This window comes from Kitasatospora sp. NPDC098652 (assembly GCF_044760155.1).
Classification (GTDB): Bacteria; Actinomycetota; Actinomycetes; order Streptomycetales; family Streptomycetaceae; genus Kitasatospora.
On the sequence record NZ_JBIWAQ010000002.1, the window covers coordinates 874,883 to 888,358 of the forward strand.

Consider the following 13,476-nt stretch of genomic DNA (forward strand, 5'->3'; position numbering starts at 1 on the left):
TCCGCCTGCGATCGGACCTTAAAGGCCGCTGCCGACAACGGTGTCTCACCATCAGGTCGCTCGCCTCGCCACCAAGGCGATCACGGTCTCGGCGATGCAGCCTTCCTGCTCGACCGGGTAGCCGCGTTGGAGGCAGCCGCTGGCCAGCGCCGCTGCGGGACCGGCGAGCATGGCCTGAAGGTCGTGCCAGATGGTGCTGTCGGGTGACCAGGGTGCTTGAGGGGTGTGGGTCGGTGTGAGCCCGATGTCGCAGATCGTGGTTCGGCGTTGGGCACGCGGCGTGAGCGAGTTCCAGATCGCGGCGGCGATCCGGACCCCGCCGAGGTCTGCGTCGGGGGCAACGATGATGTCGTCCGCCTGTTCGGCGAGGTCGGCGATGTGCCGGAGTATGTCGTGGCTCGGCATGCCGGCGTGGTAGACGACCCCGGGTCTCTGCGGGTTCGTGCGAAGTGCCTCGTAGACGGCATCTGCGGCTTGGAGGTTCTCGACCGTGATCAGGGTGTGGCTGCGCAGTTGGAGCTGCAGGTCGGCGGTCGCTGCCGGGATGAGGACGATCCCGAGGCCGTCCAGCGGCCGGTTCTGTTCCGCCGGCTTCGCGGTGATGGGTCCGCCGAGGCCGATCCGGCTGTGCCCGCGCAGGCCGACGGCTTCCGCGAGGACGGCGGGGACTCCGGAGTCTCGGAGAGCGCGGATTGCGTCGTCCCAGGTCTTGGAGTCTCGGGTGTGCGCGAGGGAGAAGGCACGTGTGCTGGTGTGACGAGTGCCTTCGGCGAGATCGTTGGCCAGTGCCACGAGGAGCGCGATGCGCTTGTTCGCTGGTGCGGGACGTTGCATCTCGTGGGCGAGCGCTTCATCGAGCCGTCGTACATCGTCCTCGACGATTCCTTCCGGGAGCACGTGGAGCTTGGCGATGGCGTCGCGAGCGCGTTGGAGCATGCGAGCGTGGCGCTGGGCTTGCACTACGCGGGCTTCTTCGAGGTGCCGGGCGTGGCCGCGGCCGGAAGCGGTGAGGTGCCAGTGGGTCGGGGTGCCGATGGTGAGGTCTTCGGTGACTTCGCAGCGAACGGTGACCGTGCCCGCCCGGACGAGTTCCATGGCGAGCGCCCAGGCGTCCTCATTGAACCGGGTCTTGACGGCAGACCATGTCCGCCTGGTCGCGCCCAGGATGAAGGCGCGGTCGCCTTGCCGCCGGGTGGAGAGGAGAAGGTCGAGCGCGGCCGGATCGGGGGCTGTGGCGGGCAGGAGGTCGACATGGGTGTCCCGCAGCCGTCCTCCTCGGGTCCGCACGGTGCGGCGGGTTCCGTCGTCCTGCCGAGTAGTGCGTTGGACGAAGCGTGCGGTCAGCCCAGCCGGGGTTCCGGCCAGGTGGATGACCGGGCCGTGGTGGGGGTGGTTGGCCGTCCCGGTCACCACCAGGTGCGTCCTGCCAGGAGGGCTTCGAGGGAGATCTCGACGCGCTCGTTGTTGTCGTCGTAGCCGAACATCCGGGTGGCGGTGTTGAGGGCCTCGGTGTGGCTGGGGTAGTGGAAGTAGAGGATGCTGCCGCAGAAGTCCGCTGCGTCGTCCATCAGCGTCTCCTGGCAGGTCCCCAGGACGGTGATGCCGTGCTCCTGGGCGGTGCCGGCTATCGCCGCGAGGACCTCCCGGCGGTGGTGGTAGCCCAAGGCGTCGCCGAGTTCGTCGAGGATGAGAAGCCGGCCGCGGGGGTGGGGTGAGGCGAGGAGAGCGGCGAGGACGAGGTGGATGGAGAACAGCTTCTCCTGCGCGGCGTTGGTGATGTTGTCGTACGGGAGCATGGGGCCCGTGGGAGTGCGCCGCCAGCAGGGGGTGATCTCGCAGCGCCACAGGTCGGACAGTGAGGCCGGTGGCGTGAGTGTGCGGCGCAGTTCAACGCCATAGAGGCCGGCTGCGCGATTGAGGCGGTCGAGTGCGTTCTCGATGTCCTGAAGAGCTTGGTCGAGTCGCAGGGTGATGCTGTCCTGCATGGCGTGGACGCTCTGCTGGAGGTCGGCGACGGTGCGTTGGCCGGCGGTGAGGCCGAGGTCGCGTTCCTCGCGGTTGGTGGTGATACGGGTTCGCGTTCCGCGGTCGGAGTCGGCTCGGGTGTCGAGCCAGTCCTGGAGCGCTGTGGCCGGTTCCTCGAACGCCTCGGGGCCCGGGAACTGTCGTGTGCCTTCGTCGCTGGCCTGGTTGGTGCGCAGGTGGATGGCGTTCGTGATTGCGGGGGTGGGGGCGTTGGCACCGGTGATGGAGTTGATGCCGAGGTCGGCCATGGCTTGCAGGAGGTGGCGTCCCGCGTTGTCTCGTAGTGAGATCTCGCTTCTGCGGTCGGGAGGCTGTGCGCCGGGGTCCGGCCCTTCGCCGTCTTGAGGCCAGCGGAGTGCGGTGAGGGCCTGTTCGCGACTGCCGGCCCGGTCGAGCCAGTAGGGGGTGTTCAAGGCGGCGAGCTGTCGATCGGCCTCCTCTATCTGCGTCTCCACAGCTGCCTGCTGTTGCTGTGCGTCGCGCAGCTGGTGCTCCGCGTTGTCGCGTTGGAGGCCCAGGGTCCGCTGTTGCACGAGAGCATCGCTCTCGTTCTGCTTGGCGGCTTCGGCGGCCTCCGACAGGTTCTGCAGCTGAGCTTCGGCCCGGGCAAGCTCGCCCTGCGCCGTTCGGCGCGCTTCCCGCAGTGCGGTGGCTCGCTCGGCGTGTTCGAGTCGGCGGACGAGCAGTTCGGCGTCGGCCTGTGTGGTGTGTGCCTGCTCCGCGGTCTGTTCGGCGGTCCGAAGGGCGTGCGCGGTCTCGTCCGCGACGTGGCGAAGGCGTTCGATCAGCGCGTCGCGTCCGGTGATGGGTTGGGGGAATCCGCCGAGGATCCACAGGCCGAGCTCGTCGTCGAGGGCAGCGACCGGATCGGTCGTGGTCTGCAGTCGTTCGGCCAGGGTGTGGAGGAAGGGCCGCAGGGCCGACGGCGCGAACGCTGGGGAGCGGCCTGATCTGCCGTGCTGGCGAAGGACTATCACCGCGCCTGGCAGCTCGGCCAGTGCTTGGGTGGCCTGCTCGGCCTGGTCGGCGTCGATGCAGACCGCGTCCCGGTAGAGAGCGAGACGGGCCTCCCAGCGGGCGCGCTGGTTGGCCGGGAGATCGAGGCCGTCCAGGAGGCCGACTGCCTCGATGCCGGCGTCAGCGAGGATCTGCACGGCACGGCCGGCGTTGCCGTAGTGGCCTCGTTCGGCCTGCTCGACGTCGCGCACCGATGCGGCGTGGGCGGTGGTCGCAGCGGTTCGAGTGACTTCGGCCGTGAGCGTGCTCTGGCGTGCTTCACCGGCGAGGAAACGGGCGTCGGCCAGGGTGCCGTGAGCGCCGGCGGCCTCGTGCTCTTCCTCTTGGATGCGTTCTTGGGTGCGGGCGATGTCGTTCTTCAGGCCCGCCGTTCGGGTACGGGCGTCTTCCAGCTGGTTGGTCGCCCGTTGGCTCTTCTCCGATGCTGCGCGCAGGGCCTCGTCCGCCTGGCGGCTGTCGCGCACCGCGTCCAACGCGGCTTTCGCGCGTGCGACGGCGCGCTGCGCATCTTCGAGCGTTGTCCGGTGGCTCTCCTTCTCCTGTTCCAGTTGTTCCTTCCTGGCGAGGACGTCGAGCAGGCCGCGGGCGTAGTGCAGGTCCCAGTACTCGTTGGCCTGGGCCAGGTTGGAGCGTGCCTTGTCGCGTTGTTCGACCGCGTACAGAGCCTGTTCCTCTTCGATGAGGGCGGTCTCGTTTTCCGCTGTCCGCTCGTCGAGCTGGACAATCGCTCGCGCGAGGTCGCGGCGGACGTTCTCGTCGGTTTCGAGCAGGTGGGCTCGGCCCGTCAGGTCGATCAGGGCCGCCCCGATGCCGGCCGGCGTGAACAATCCGGTCTCCAGTTTCAGCAGCGACGGACCACCGCGGCGCTTGCCCCGGGACGTGAGGTAGGCGAGGCAGCGCGGGACCGGTCCGTAGAGACGTTCGGCGTACTGGATCGCCCCCAGTGACGGACCTGGAAGCGACTTGAAGATCGCGGGAGCGGACTGGTGGCGTTCCTCATCGTCGTCGTCGGTCGCCAGGTGGATCCCCGGGGCGTGCCGGACCTGGACGTAGGGGGCGGTGGCGGAGATCCTCATCCAGACGGTGTGGGCGGTCGCCGGGACGTCGTCCGGATCGACGAACACGCCCACGATGAAGCCGAACGTCGCCGCCGGGTACCGCTGGGCGGCGACACCGGCGGTGTCGGGCTCGAAGAGCAGCTGGGCAACGGACGCCGGGCCCGCTCCGTACATGCGCCACTCGGGGTCGCCAAGCAGGAGCGCGACGGCCGCGAGCCAGCTCGTCTTTCCGCTTTCGTTGGAGTCCTCCGGGCCCTTGCCGGTCACCGCGACGAAGCATCCAGGCACGGTGACGACGGCGGCCGAGGGGTGGCGGGCGATGTCGAAGGTCTGCACGGCCACCAGTTGGCGGTCGCCGATGACGCCCAGATCAATCTCCCGGGTGCCGGTGGGTTCTTCGGGAGTCGGGTGAGTGGTCATGATTCGAGCTCCTTGGCCGACCGGGACCGCGGCCCCCTGCCCTGTCGCTCTCGTTGGCGTCGGATGACGTCGGCGAACGGGGAGTCGGGCAGGGTGACGAGGACCAGGTCCTCCCACAAGCGCGCCGATTGCGGCTCCGTGAGCCGCAGCAGGGCCGGTCCGGGCAGGATCTGTCCGAGGTACCCGGTACGCAGCAGGCGTCGGGCCTTGAGCCGTCGTACCGCCGGGCGGATCAGCGCGTAGGTCAGGTCGTCGTCGGTGTTGCTGTGGATCTCGGCGATGGAGGTGCCGGGGCCTTCGCTCAGCCAGGACGTGGACTGGTGCAAGCCACCGGCGCGAGGAATCGCCACGGTGCGCAGCAGGACGATGGCGAGCACGGCGCGGTCGACTTCCGGGAGGAGGCCGATCCCATCGGCGGCGAGCTGGCGGGCCACGGTGTCGTCGTAGCCGCTGGTGTAACCGGCTACCGTGCGATGCTCGCGAGCGATCAGTGTGCGGCCGGCGACGTTCAGGCGGCCAGCGACGGCGGCGCGCAGTGCGTCGTCGGCGAGGGCGGGGAAGGCGTCTGCTGGAACCAGGCCGTCGGAGGTTTCCAGGGCGGCGACGGCCGCCAGGACGAGCGTCTCCTCCCGGTCGGAGAGTGTCTCGGTCATGGTGCGCCCTCCTCCGCAGGTCGGTTGGCCGCCTGAGGTGGGCGGGGCAGATGGTCGTGCATTCGGCGTACGGCCTCGGTGAAGGTGTCGGGCAAAGCTGCGACCGCGGGACCGAGGCGGAGGTGCGCGCCGTCGCTGTAGATGAGCAGGAGGAGGGGCAGTTCGGTGTCGAGGGCGTCCTTGACCGTCTTGGAGTCAGCGCCGATGTCCATCAGGGTGTCGATGATCAGCGCGCGGTCGAACGGCTCTCCGGGGTACGGCGGGAGGCGGACGTCTCGCCAGCCTGCTGCGAGGCACACGGCGAAGGTGACGGACTGGGTCGGACTCAGGCGCTTCACCGGGTAGGCGGCAGTTTCCTCCGGCACGGGCGGAACAGACCATCCCAGGGTTCGCACGTGGCGAACTGCGCCCGGCCGGCCGGGGGTGAGAGCCGGTGGCGGGACAGGGCCAGCACATTCGACGAGGAGGCGACCGCATGCGACGGCCCGGCGCTGCGCGGCTTCAACGGTCTGTGTCGACAGGCCGTGGGTGTCGACCAGGCCCTGGGCTCGGGCAGTGGCCAGGATGTAGGCGGGGTCAGAGGCTTCCATGGTGCTCCTCGTGCCTGCGGCGGCGCGGGTCTTCTGTTACGTGGGCCTCCTGCCGGTGCAGGTAGACGGGATGCAGGTAGGTGACCCAGCCGATGCGGTCGACGATGAGGTTGATGCCGATCTCCAGGCGGTACGGCGCGTACGGGTCCGCGTCGAGCCCGATCAGGTCTGCGAGCAGGCGGGCGGCGGCCGGCCAGCGGGACCGCTGCAGTTCAGCGGTGAGATCCGCTCGGTCGCCTTCCACGAGGACACGCTCGGCCAAGTGGTCCTGCCGGCTGCGTTCGCGGACCCGGGCCTCGCCGATCCGTTGCACCGGATCGCGCTCCGGCGGAACCTGCGGCATGGTCGGGCGGCGCCGAAGCCGGGTATAGGGAGCGAATTCCTCGACCGTCCTCATCAGCATGCCCGCGTCGATCCACACGGCCGGCGGGTCCGCCACGAGATCGGCACCGAACTGGCCGAGCAGGGCCAGCGGGGCGTGGCGGGCGGCTTCAAGGTATTCCTCCGCGCTGAGCACAGCGAAGTCGAGGGTCCGCCCACCTTGTTCGACGATCCGCTGGATGGCGGCTGCCAGCGCTCGCTGATAGCGCTGCTCGGCGCTCAGCAGAGCCACCGCCTGGTAGTCGAGGGCGTGATCGTTCGGGAAGTGGTCGGAGACTTCCTTGTTGAGGAACTCCACCTTCTCGGTCAGGCCCGGGAAGTTGTGTTCCCGCTGTTCTTCGGCAAGCTCTCGGATGCTGGCGACGGCGACCAGCCGCTCCAGGTGAATCGCGTAGAGGCTCAGCACCTGCCTCGAGTACGTCAGGCCGGCCTCGATGGCGGCCCGGTCCCGGGAGCGCTGCTTGATCAAGGATCTGGTCTCGTCCAGCAGCGCTGCCAGTTCGTCGATGCCTCGGTGTCGGCGCAGCCGTTCATGGACCAGGATGGCCGGTCCAACGGCAGGGTGCAGCGCGTAGCGTTGCTGGTGTTTCTTGGCGAGGTAGGGCTGGATCGCGCCGTAGTGCTCGAAAACCGTCCATCGGGCGTCGAAGAAGCCTTCGCCGTACTGCGGTGAGCGCCTTTCGTTGATCGATGTCCAGACATCGCTCCTGGTCGGCCCTCCCGATGCTTGGCTGTCCGCGAAGGCCGCGACGATGTCGCGGGCAACCGCGAGCGCGTTTGGCCCCTCAAGGAGGGCGTCCTTGAACTTGGCGACCACCGCGCTGAACGCACGTACGTTAAGGGCCTGCTGGCGCGGACTGAGGCTGCCTGGCAGTTCGTCTGGCCCGGGAGGCGGCTCGCCCCTCGGTGGATCCGTCTTCACATCCGGCACTTCCGAGAGTCCAGCGCGAATGACCCAATTGTCCGCCCAGACAGCTTTCGCGGCAAGAGTTCCATTCCGTTCCTTGTGGCCATACTTCAAGCCTGAATTGAACGGCTACGGGTGCAGGGTCACCGCAGGCGGCGCCAGGCAGCCAGCCCCACGGTCGGCGGTTGGCGGAGGTCTGCGTACCGGACAACTGCCTTCGAAGTGGCCGTTCGGACCCACAGCGGCGCCCCGACGATAATCCTCTGAGTGCCTTCGAGGGTTGTTCCGCTGAAATTCCACCGCTCAGGGTCGAGCGTGACGTCGCTGTAGATCACCGCCAGCCACTCGACGTCGGTCGCATGGCCAAGAGCCCACGGACGTATCCACGGCTCGTGGGGCGAGCCGTCCTCGCCTCGCTCCCTGTCCCCAAGTGCGATCTTCAACGCCTCGATGGCGAGCCCCGGCTCATCCCACTGCGAGCTGTTCCGCGCACCCCGGCTTGTCAGGAGTTCGGCGACTGCGTACCAGGCGGACGAGGAACTGCCCTCGACCGCTTCGCCGGCACTGAAGTCGGCCATGTTGTCCACGCTGCCGAACAAGCACAGGTCGACCCGCTGGCCGGAGCCGTTCTCGGTGCGGGCATGGAGCACGATGCCCTTCTCCCGGGCCGGGCCGTCGGTGAAGGCCGAGAACGCGACCTTCCCCACCCCGCTGGCGAGCAGCACCTGCGGCTCGTCATAGGTCACGGCGATCCGACCCCGAAGTGCCCGCACAAGCCGGTCGGCAACCTGCTTCCGGCTCCGCTCGCGGCCTTCCGCACGTTGGATGCCCACGACCGGAAGCGAGATACCGAACAGCGAGGACGGGGTGCTCGCGGTGGAGAGGCGCCACGAGGAACCCAGGTGCAGGCCGTTGTCCCGACCGAGGGCGCGGATCTGCCGTTCCGACCAGTACCGGTACCTCGTGAACTCTCGGACCATCTGCGCTGATGCCTCCTCAGGTCCTCGCGAGCCTACCGAGTACCCGCGCAGCCGACCCGCGCCTAACGCCGGGCCCCTCCATCCAGGAGATCGTCACGGAGAGCCATCGATGCCCTGGGTGCGGCACGGCGTTGAGACCGCTCGCGGCACCCGAGCGAACGGCGATTGTGTCGAGCTGGACACGATCCCGCCACCTGAGAGGCGGTCAGCCGTGGCCAACTCTCGCCACACAAGCCCGATTTCCGCCAGAAACGTGACCGAAAATCGACTATCACAGATTGGCAACGGTCACTTAGCGTAGCTGGGTAAACGGGCATTTCGGGCCCACTCGAGACCACCAGGGGGGCCGCCGAGTCGCCTTGGTCCCAAATTGGTCCCAAACAGTATGCGAACCAATTCCCCTGGTCTCTGACGGCCCGTCATGCAAAAGGCCGCTGACCTGGGCGTTAACCCGGCCAACGGCCTTTCCGACTCACGTCGGGACGACAGGATTTGAACCTGCGACCCCTTGACCCCCAGTCAAGTGCGCTACCAAGCTGCGCCACGTCCCGTGGTCTCGGCGCCTTGCGGTGGGGCCCTGGGGGGCCTTGCCGGTCGGCTTCTCGACCTTGTCTCCGGTTGTTGTCCCGGCGACGTGGAAAACAATACAGCACGTCGGGGGGTGCTCGCTGCCAGGTTTCGGGGGTGGGGTGGGGAGGGGGTCAGGGGGTGGGGTGGCGGGCGTCGTAGGTGAGGAAGGCGGGGCGGCGGGCGGCGAGGAGGAGGACGCAGGCGACGCAGGCGAGGCCGCCGGTGATGACGGAGGTGGCGGGGTTGCTGAGGGCGGAGACGGCGCCGGATTCGAAGTCGCCGAGGCGGGGGCCGCCGGCCACGACGACGATGAAGATGCCCTGGAGGCGGCCGCGCATCTCGTCGGGGGCCGCGACCTGCATCATCGTGTTGCGGAAGATCATGCTGACGGTGTCCGCGCAGCCGGCCACGGCGAGCAGGAGGAGGCCGAGCCAGAGGTTGTGGAGGGCGCCGAACGCGGCGATGGCGAGGCCCCAGGCGGAGACGGCGGCGAGGATGGCGACACCCTGGCGGTGGACCCGCCCGACCCAGCCGGAGAAGAGGGCGCCGATCAGGGCGCCGACGGCCGGGGCGGAGACGAGCAGGCCGACGGTGCGGGCGTCGCCGGCGTAGAAGGTGACGGCGATCGCCGGGAAGAGGGCGCGGGGCATGCCGAAGATCATCGCGGCGAGGTCGGCGAGGAAGCTGGTGCGCAGGTTGGGCTGCTCGCGCAGGAAGCGCAGGCCGTCGAGGACGGAGGCGCGGCCCTTGCGTTCGCCCTCCGGCCGCATGGCGGGCAGGCGCCACACGGCGTACAGGGTGCCGGCGAAGGCGACGGTGTCGACGAGGTAGGCGGCCTGGGCGCCGAAGGCGCCGATCAGGACGCCGCCGAGCATCGGGCCGACGGTGAGGCCGAGGTTCATGCTGACGGTGTTCAGCGCGTTCGCCGCCGGGAGCTGGTGGGCGGGGACGAGCCGGGGGACCATCGCCGAGCGGGCGGGCGAGCTGATCGCGAAGAACCCGGCCTGGAGGGCGACGGCGGCGTAGAGGACGGCCACCAGGCTGAGGCCCGCCAGGGCCTGGGCGGCGAGCAGGGCGGAGACGGTGGCCAGGCCGGCCGAGCCGATCAGGCCCAGCTTGCGGCGGTCGACGGTGTCGGCGATCGCGCCGCCGTACAGGCCGAAGGCGACCAGCGGGACGAGCGAGAACAGGCCCACCAGGCCGGTGGCGAAGGCGGAGCCGGTCAGGTCGTAGACCTGGACCGAGACGGCCACCGCGGTCATCTGCTGGCCTATGGAGGACACCGCCTGCCCGGACCAGACCCGGCGGTAGTCGGCGTTCTCGCGCAGCGGGCTGAGGTCGGCGAAGGCCCGCCGGTACCAGGGCACGTGCACCGGTACGGCCGGAGCGGCGGGGGCAGCAGGAGCAGGGACGGCAGCGGCGGGGGCGACGGCGGTCGGGGTATCAGGGGGTTGGTTGGTGGTCACAACAGTCCATGGTTGCCCCGGCCTCCGCCGCACCCGACACCGGGGCCCCTCGAACGCCCGACGGTGCGGAATCAGCGCCCGCGGCCCCGCCCGACGGGCCCGCCGAGCCGACGCGGCACCACGGGCGGAGCCCCGCGAACGAAAGGAACGCCGGACTACCTGGTGAGCACCTGCTTCTCCCCCGCCTCCACCGCGAAGTCCAGCCGGTTGCCCGGCGGCGGGAACGGGCAGATGAAGTGGTCGGCGAAGGCGCAGGGCGGCAGGTAGGCCCGGTTGAGGTCGAGGACCGTCCGGCCCTCGTCGTCCGGCTCCGGCAGGGTGATGAAGCGGAAGCGGTAGGTGTCGATGCCGCTGGTGGCGTCGGCGATGACGCCGGTGAGGTTCCGGCCGGAGCGGCCGACGGTCAGGGTGCGGTGCTCGCCGGCCACGGTGAACTCGATCCGCCCGGTGACCGCCAGCGGCCGGTCCTTGCCGTCCGCGTTCGGGACGAGCACCGACTGACCCTCCTCCTCGAAGGGGGTGTAGACGGCGGGGACGGCCCACTCGGGCGCGTACGGGTAGGCGGCGATGCCCGCGAAGGCGGTGCGGGCCGGCGCGGCCGGGTCGAAGACCCGCAGGGCGAGCTCGCCCTCCCGCTCGATCGGGACGAGCCGCAGCTCGCCCAGGGTGGCGGTGTCGGCGGCCGGGTCGGTGTCCGGGCGGAGCAGCACCTCGCCGTCGACCGGCCCGTCGGCACCGTCGACGGTGATGCCGTCGGCGGCCGCGGCCCGTACCCGGACGCCCTCGGCGTCGGCCCACCAGAGGCCGGGCAGGCCCGGGACCTCGGCCGGCTCGGGCTCCAGCCAGTGCGTGCCGGTGAGTGCGAGCTGGCCGTGCGGCGCGCTCACCGACGCCGCCCGCCCGTCGCTCCAGTGCTTCCAGTCCTCCGCGGCCGTCGCCGTCATCGGTCAACCCTCCCGGTCCGGTCCGCGGACGGCCCGCTGTTCGGGCCGTCCGTATCGGTCATCCTGCACAACACCGCCCGCCGGTGCGGATCATTCCCGGCTCCCGGCAAGCCGTCGGCCCCGCAAGGAGACTGCAATGCCGCGGCAACACAGCGGTCAGCCCTTCAACGGCCGGAACAGCCCCTCCTGCACCACCGACACCACCAGCTGCCCGCTCCGGTCGTAGATCTGCCCGCGGGCCAGGCCGCGCGCGCCGTGGGCGATCGGGGACTCCTGCTGGTAGAGCAGCCAGTCGTCGGCCCGGAACGGCCGGTGGAACCACATCGCGTGGTCGAGCGAGGCCATGTCGAAGTGCCGGGTGCCCCAGAGCGGCTCGACGGGGGCGCGGACGGCGTCCAGCAGCGTCATGTCGCTGGCGTAGGTGAGGGCGCAGACGTGGATCAGCGGATCGTCCGGCAGCGGACCGTTGGTGCGCAGCCACACGCCGCTGCGCGCCTCGACGTCGACCAGGTCCTCCTTGTTCCAGCGCAGCCGCTCGACGTAGCGGATGTCGAAGGGCTGCCGACGGCTGATGAACGGGGGCAGCTCGCCGAGCCGGGAGCCGACCTCGTCCAGGGCGCTGGGCAGGCTCTCGGGGGCCGGGACCTCCGGCATCGGGTACTGGTGCTCGATGCTGCCCTCCTCCGGTCTGTGGAAGTCGGCGGTGAGCGAGAAGATCGACCGGCCGCCCTGGATGGCGAGCACCCGGCGGGTGCTGAAGGAGCGGCCGTCGCGGATCCGGTCGACCTGGTACACGATCGGTACGCCGGGCACCCCGGGGCGCAGGAAGTACGCGTGCAGCGAGTGGACGGGGCGCGCGTCGTCGATCGTGCGCCCCGCCGCGACCAGCGCCTGCCCGGCGACCTGGCCGCCGAAGGTGCGCTGCAGGGCCTCCTCGGGGCTGCGCCCGCGGAAGATGTTCAGTTCGATCTGCTCCAGGTCGAGCAGATCGACGAGGTCGTCGACGGGGGTACCCATGCGCGCGCTCCCTCTCGTGATTCCGTTCCAGTTCTCCAGCTCACTCGAATTCTCCGGCGACCCGGGGCATTCCCGCTCACCGACCCCCACCCACCGATTCACTCGAACGAGTAAGCGAATCACCCGGGGCCCCTCCGCCCACCCGGGCCACGCCGCCCGCCCCGGCTACGCCGCCAGCCCCGACTGCCGCACCGTGACGTTCAGCCGCCCGACCAGCTCCAGCCCCAGGCCCGGATCCGCCGTCCCCGGCAGCGTCCGCACCACCCCGTGGTACGCGAAGCGGGCCGGCCCGCCGAACACCAGCAGGTCCCCGCTGCGCAGCTCCAGGTCCGTCCACGGCCTGGTCCGGGTCTCCGCGTTGCCGAGCCGGAAGACGCAGGTGTCGCCGAGCGAGAGCGAGACCACCGGCGCGTCCGCGCGCTCGTCGCGGTCCTGGTGGAGGCCCATCTTCGCGCCGTGGGGGTAGTGGTTGACGATCGCGGTGTCGGGCTCGTAGGCCGCCGCGCCCGCGATCGCGCCGACCGCTCCGCCGTACGCCTCCGCGACCGCCCGCCGGGCGAGCTCCCCCAGCAGGGGAGGGAACGGCTTGACGGGGGTGCCGTCCTCGGCGGTCCGCGCGTACCCGTAGGGGTACCAGTGCCAGCCGAGGCTCACCATCCGTACCGACATGAGCCCGCCGGTGGGCATCCGCACGCTGTGCAGCCCGGCCGGCGGGCGGGCCCACTCCCGACAGGCGGCGACCAGCCGCTGCTGGGCGGCCCGGTCCAGCCAACCGGGCAGCAGCACGGCCCCGGGAGCCGGTTCGGACCGCCCCCGGACGGCCTGCTCGCCGGACGGCTCCCCGAACAGCTCACCCTGGATCACCCCACCATCCTCCCGCAGCCCCTGCCCCGGTACGAGCCGCTCCCCCGCCTCCGTCCGGCTCCGGCTCCGACTCGGGCTCCGGCTCCTCCGCCCCGGAGCCCGACCCCGATGTCGGACCCAGCCCCACCCCCGGCCCCGATGTCGGCTCAGGCCCAGGCCCCGCCCCCACCCCCGGCCCGATCATCCCCAGCTCCCGCGCACAGGCCGGCCAGGCCTCCCACCCCTGCTGCCGCAGGATCTCCTCCCCGACGGTGGTCTGCTCCCGCCGGCTCCCGTGGTCGGGCCGGTCGGCGAAGCGCAGCCCGCCCGCCTCCGCCCAGGTGGTCGGCCGGATCTGCAGGCCGCCGTAGTAGCCGTTGCCGGTGTCCGCCTGCCAGTCGCCGCCGCTCTCGCAGTCGGCGAGCTGGTCCCAGACGAGGTCCGCGACCCGCGTCGCCGCACCGGCCCGTACGCCACCCGCGACCACGGCCAGCACCACCGCCACGGCAGCGCCCGCCCGGATCACGGCCCGGACCGTCCGACCATCACACCCACCCGGCCGCCCGCACCCGCACCCGCACCCGCACCCGCACCCGCACAACACG

Annotated in this window: 11 protein-coding genes and 1 tRNA gene; all 12 read right to left on the reverse strand. The window is 70.7% G+C overall.

Annotated elements, in window-relative coordinates; genetic code table 11:
- Positions 1-51: 51 nt before the first annotated feature.
- The gene (locus ACIQWA_RS07900; RefSeq protein WP_402479573.1) at positions 52-1,413 is read right to left on the reverse strand and encodes a hypothetical protein; all 1,362 of its coding nucleotides are present in this window, start codon (positions 1,411-1,413) and stop codon (positions 52-54) included.
- Positions 1,407-4,520 carry a hypothetical protein gene (locus ACIQWA_RS07905; protein ID WP_402479575.1) on the reverse strand — a complete coding sequence of 1,038 codons (3,114 nt, stop codon included), beginning with the start codon at positions 4,518-4,520 and terminating at the stop codon, positions 1,407-1,409. The genes ACIQWA_RS07900 and ACIQWA_RS07905 overlap by 7 nt, the downstream gene beginning before the upstream one ends.
- Complete coding sequence (locus ACIQWA_RS07910) at positions 4,517-5,173, reverse strand: hypothetical protein (RefSeq protein WP_402479578.1); 657 nt, start codon at positions 5,171-5,173, stop codon at positions 4,517-4,519. Before ACIQWA_RS07910 ends, ACIQWA_RS07905 begins: the two co-directional genes overlap by 4 nt.
- Positions 5,170-5,763, reverse strand: a complete 594-nt coding sequence (locus ACIQWA_RS07915) for a hypothetical protein (protein WP_402479580.1) — start codon at positions 5,761-5,763, stop codon at positions 5,170-5,172. Before ACIQWA_RS07915 ends, ACIQWA_RS07910 begins: the two co-directional genes overlap by 4 nt.
- Entirely contained in the window at positions 5,750-6,961 is a 1,212-nt protein-coding gene (locus tag ACIQWA_RS07920; protein WP_402479582.1) for a hypothetical protein, read from the reverse strand. Before ACIQWA_RS07920 ends, ACIQWA_RS07915 begins: the two co-directional genes overlap by 14 nt.
- Positions 6,962-7,194: 233 nt before the next feature.
- Positions 7,195-8,031, reverse strand: a complete 837-nt coding sequence (locus ACIQWA_RS07925; protein WP_402479585.1) for a hypothetical protein — start codon at positions 8,029-8,031, stop codon at positions 7,195-7,197.
- A gap of 477 nt (positions 8,032-8,508) precedes the next feature.
- A tRNA-Pro gene (locus tag ACIQWA_RS07930) sits at positions 8,509-8,582 on the reverse strand.
- Between the two features lie 150 nt (positions 8,583-8,732).
- Positions 8,733-10,067, reverse strand: a complete 1,335-nt coding sequence (locus ACIQWA_RS07935; RefSeq protein WP_402479587.1) for an MFS transporter — start codon at positions 10,065-10,067, stop codon at positions 8,733-8,735.
- Positions 10,068-10,222: 155 nt separating this feature from the next.
- Positions 10,223-11,011, reverse strand: coding sequence for a DUF1684 domain-containing protein (locus ACIQWA_RS07940; protein WP_402479590.1), 789 nt, complete (start codon positions 11,009-11,011; stop codon positions 10,223-10,225).
- Between the two features lie 156 nt (positions 11,012-11,167).
- On the reverse strand, positions 11,168-12,028 hold the full coding sequence (tesB, locus tag ACIQWA_RS07945) for an acyl-CoA thioesterase II (RefSeq protein WP_402479592.1): 861 nt from the start codon (positions 12,026-12,028) through the stop codon (positions 11,168-11,170).
- A 165-nt stretch (positions 12,029-12,193) separates the two neighbouring features.
- Positions 12,194-12,889 carry an alpha-ketoglutarate-dependent dioxygenase AlkB family protein gene (locus ACIQWA_RS07950; RefSeq protein WP_402479730.1) on the reverse strand — a complete coding sequence of 232 codons (696 nt, stop codon included), beginning with the start codon at positions 12,887-12,889 and terminating at the stop codon, positions 12,194-12,196.
- Positions 12,879-13,397: a transglycosylase family protein gene (locus ACIQWA_RS07955; protein WP_402479594.1), complete on the reverse strand. Its 519-nt coding sequence runs from the start codon at positions 13,395-13,397 to the stop codon at positions 12,879-12,881. The genes ACIQWA_RS07950 and ACIQWA_RS07955 overlap by 11 nt, the downstream gene beginning before the upstream one ends.
- Positions 13,398-13,476: the final 79 nt, after the last annotated feature.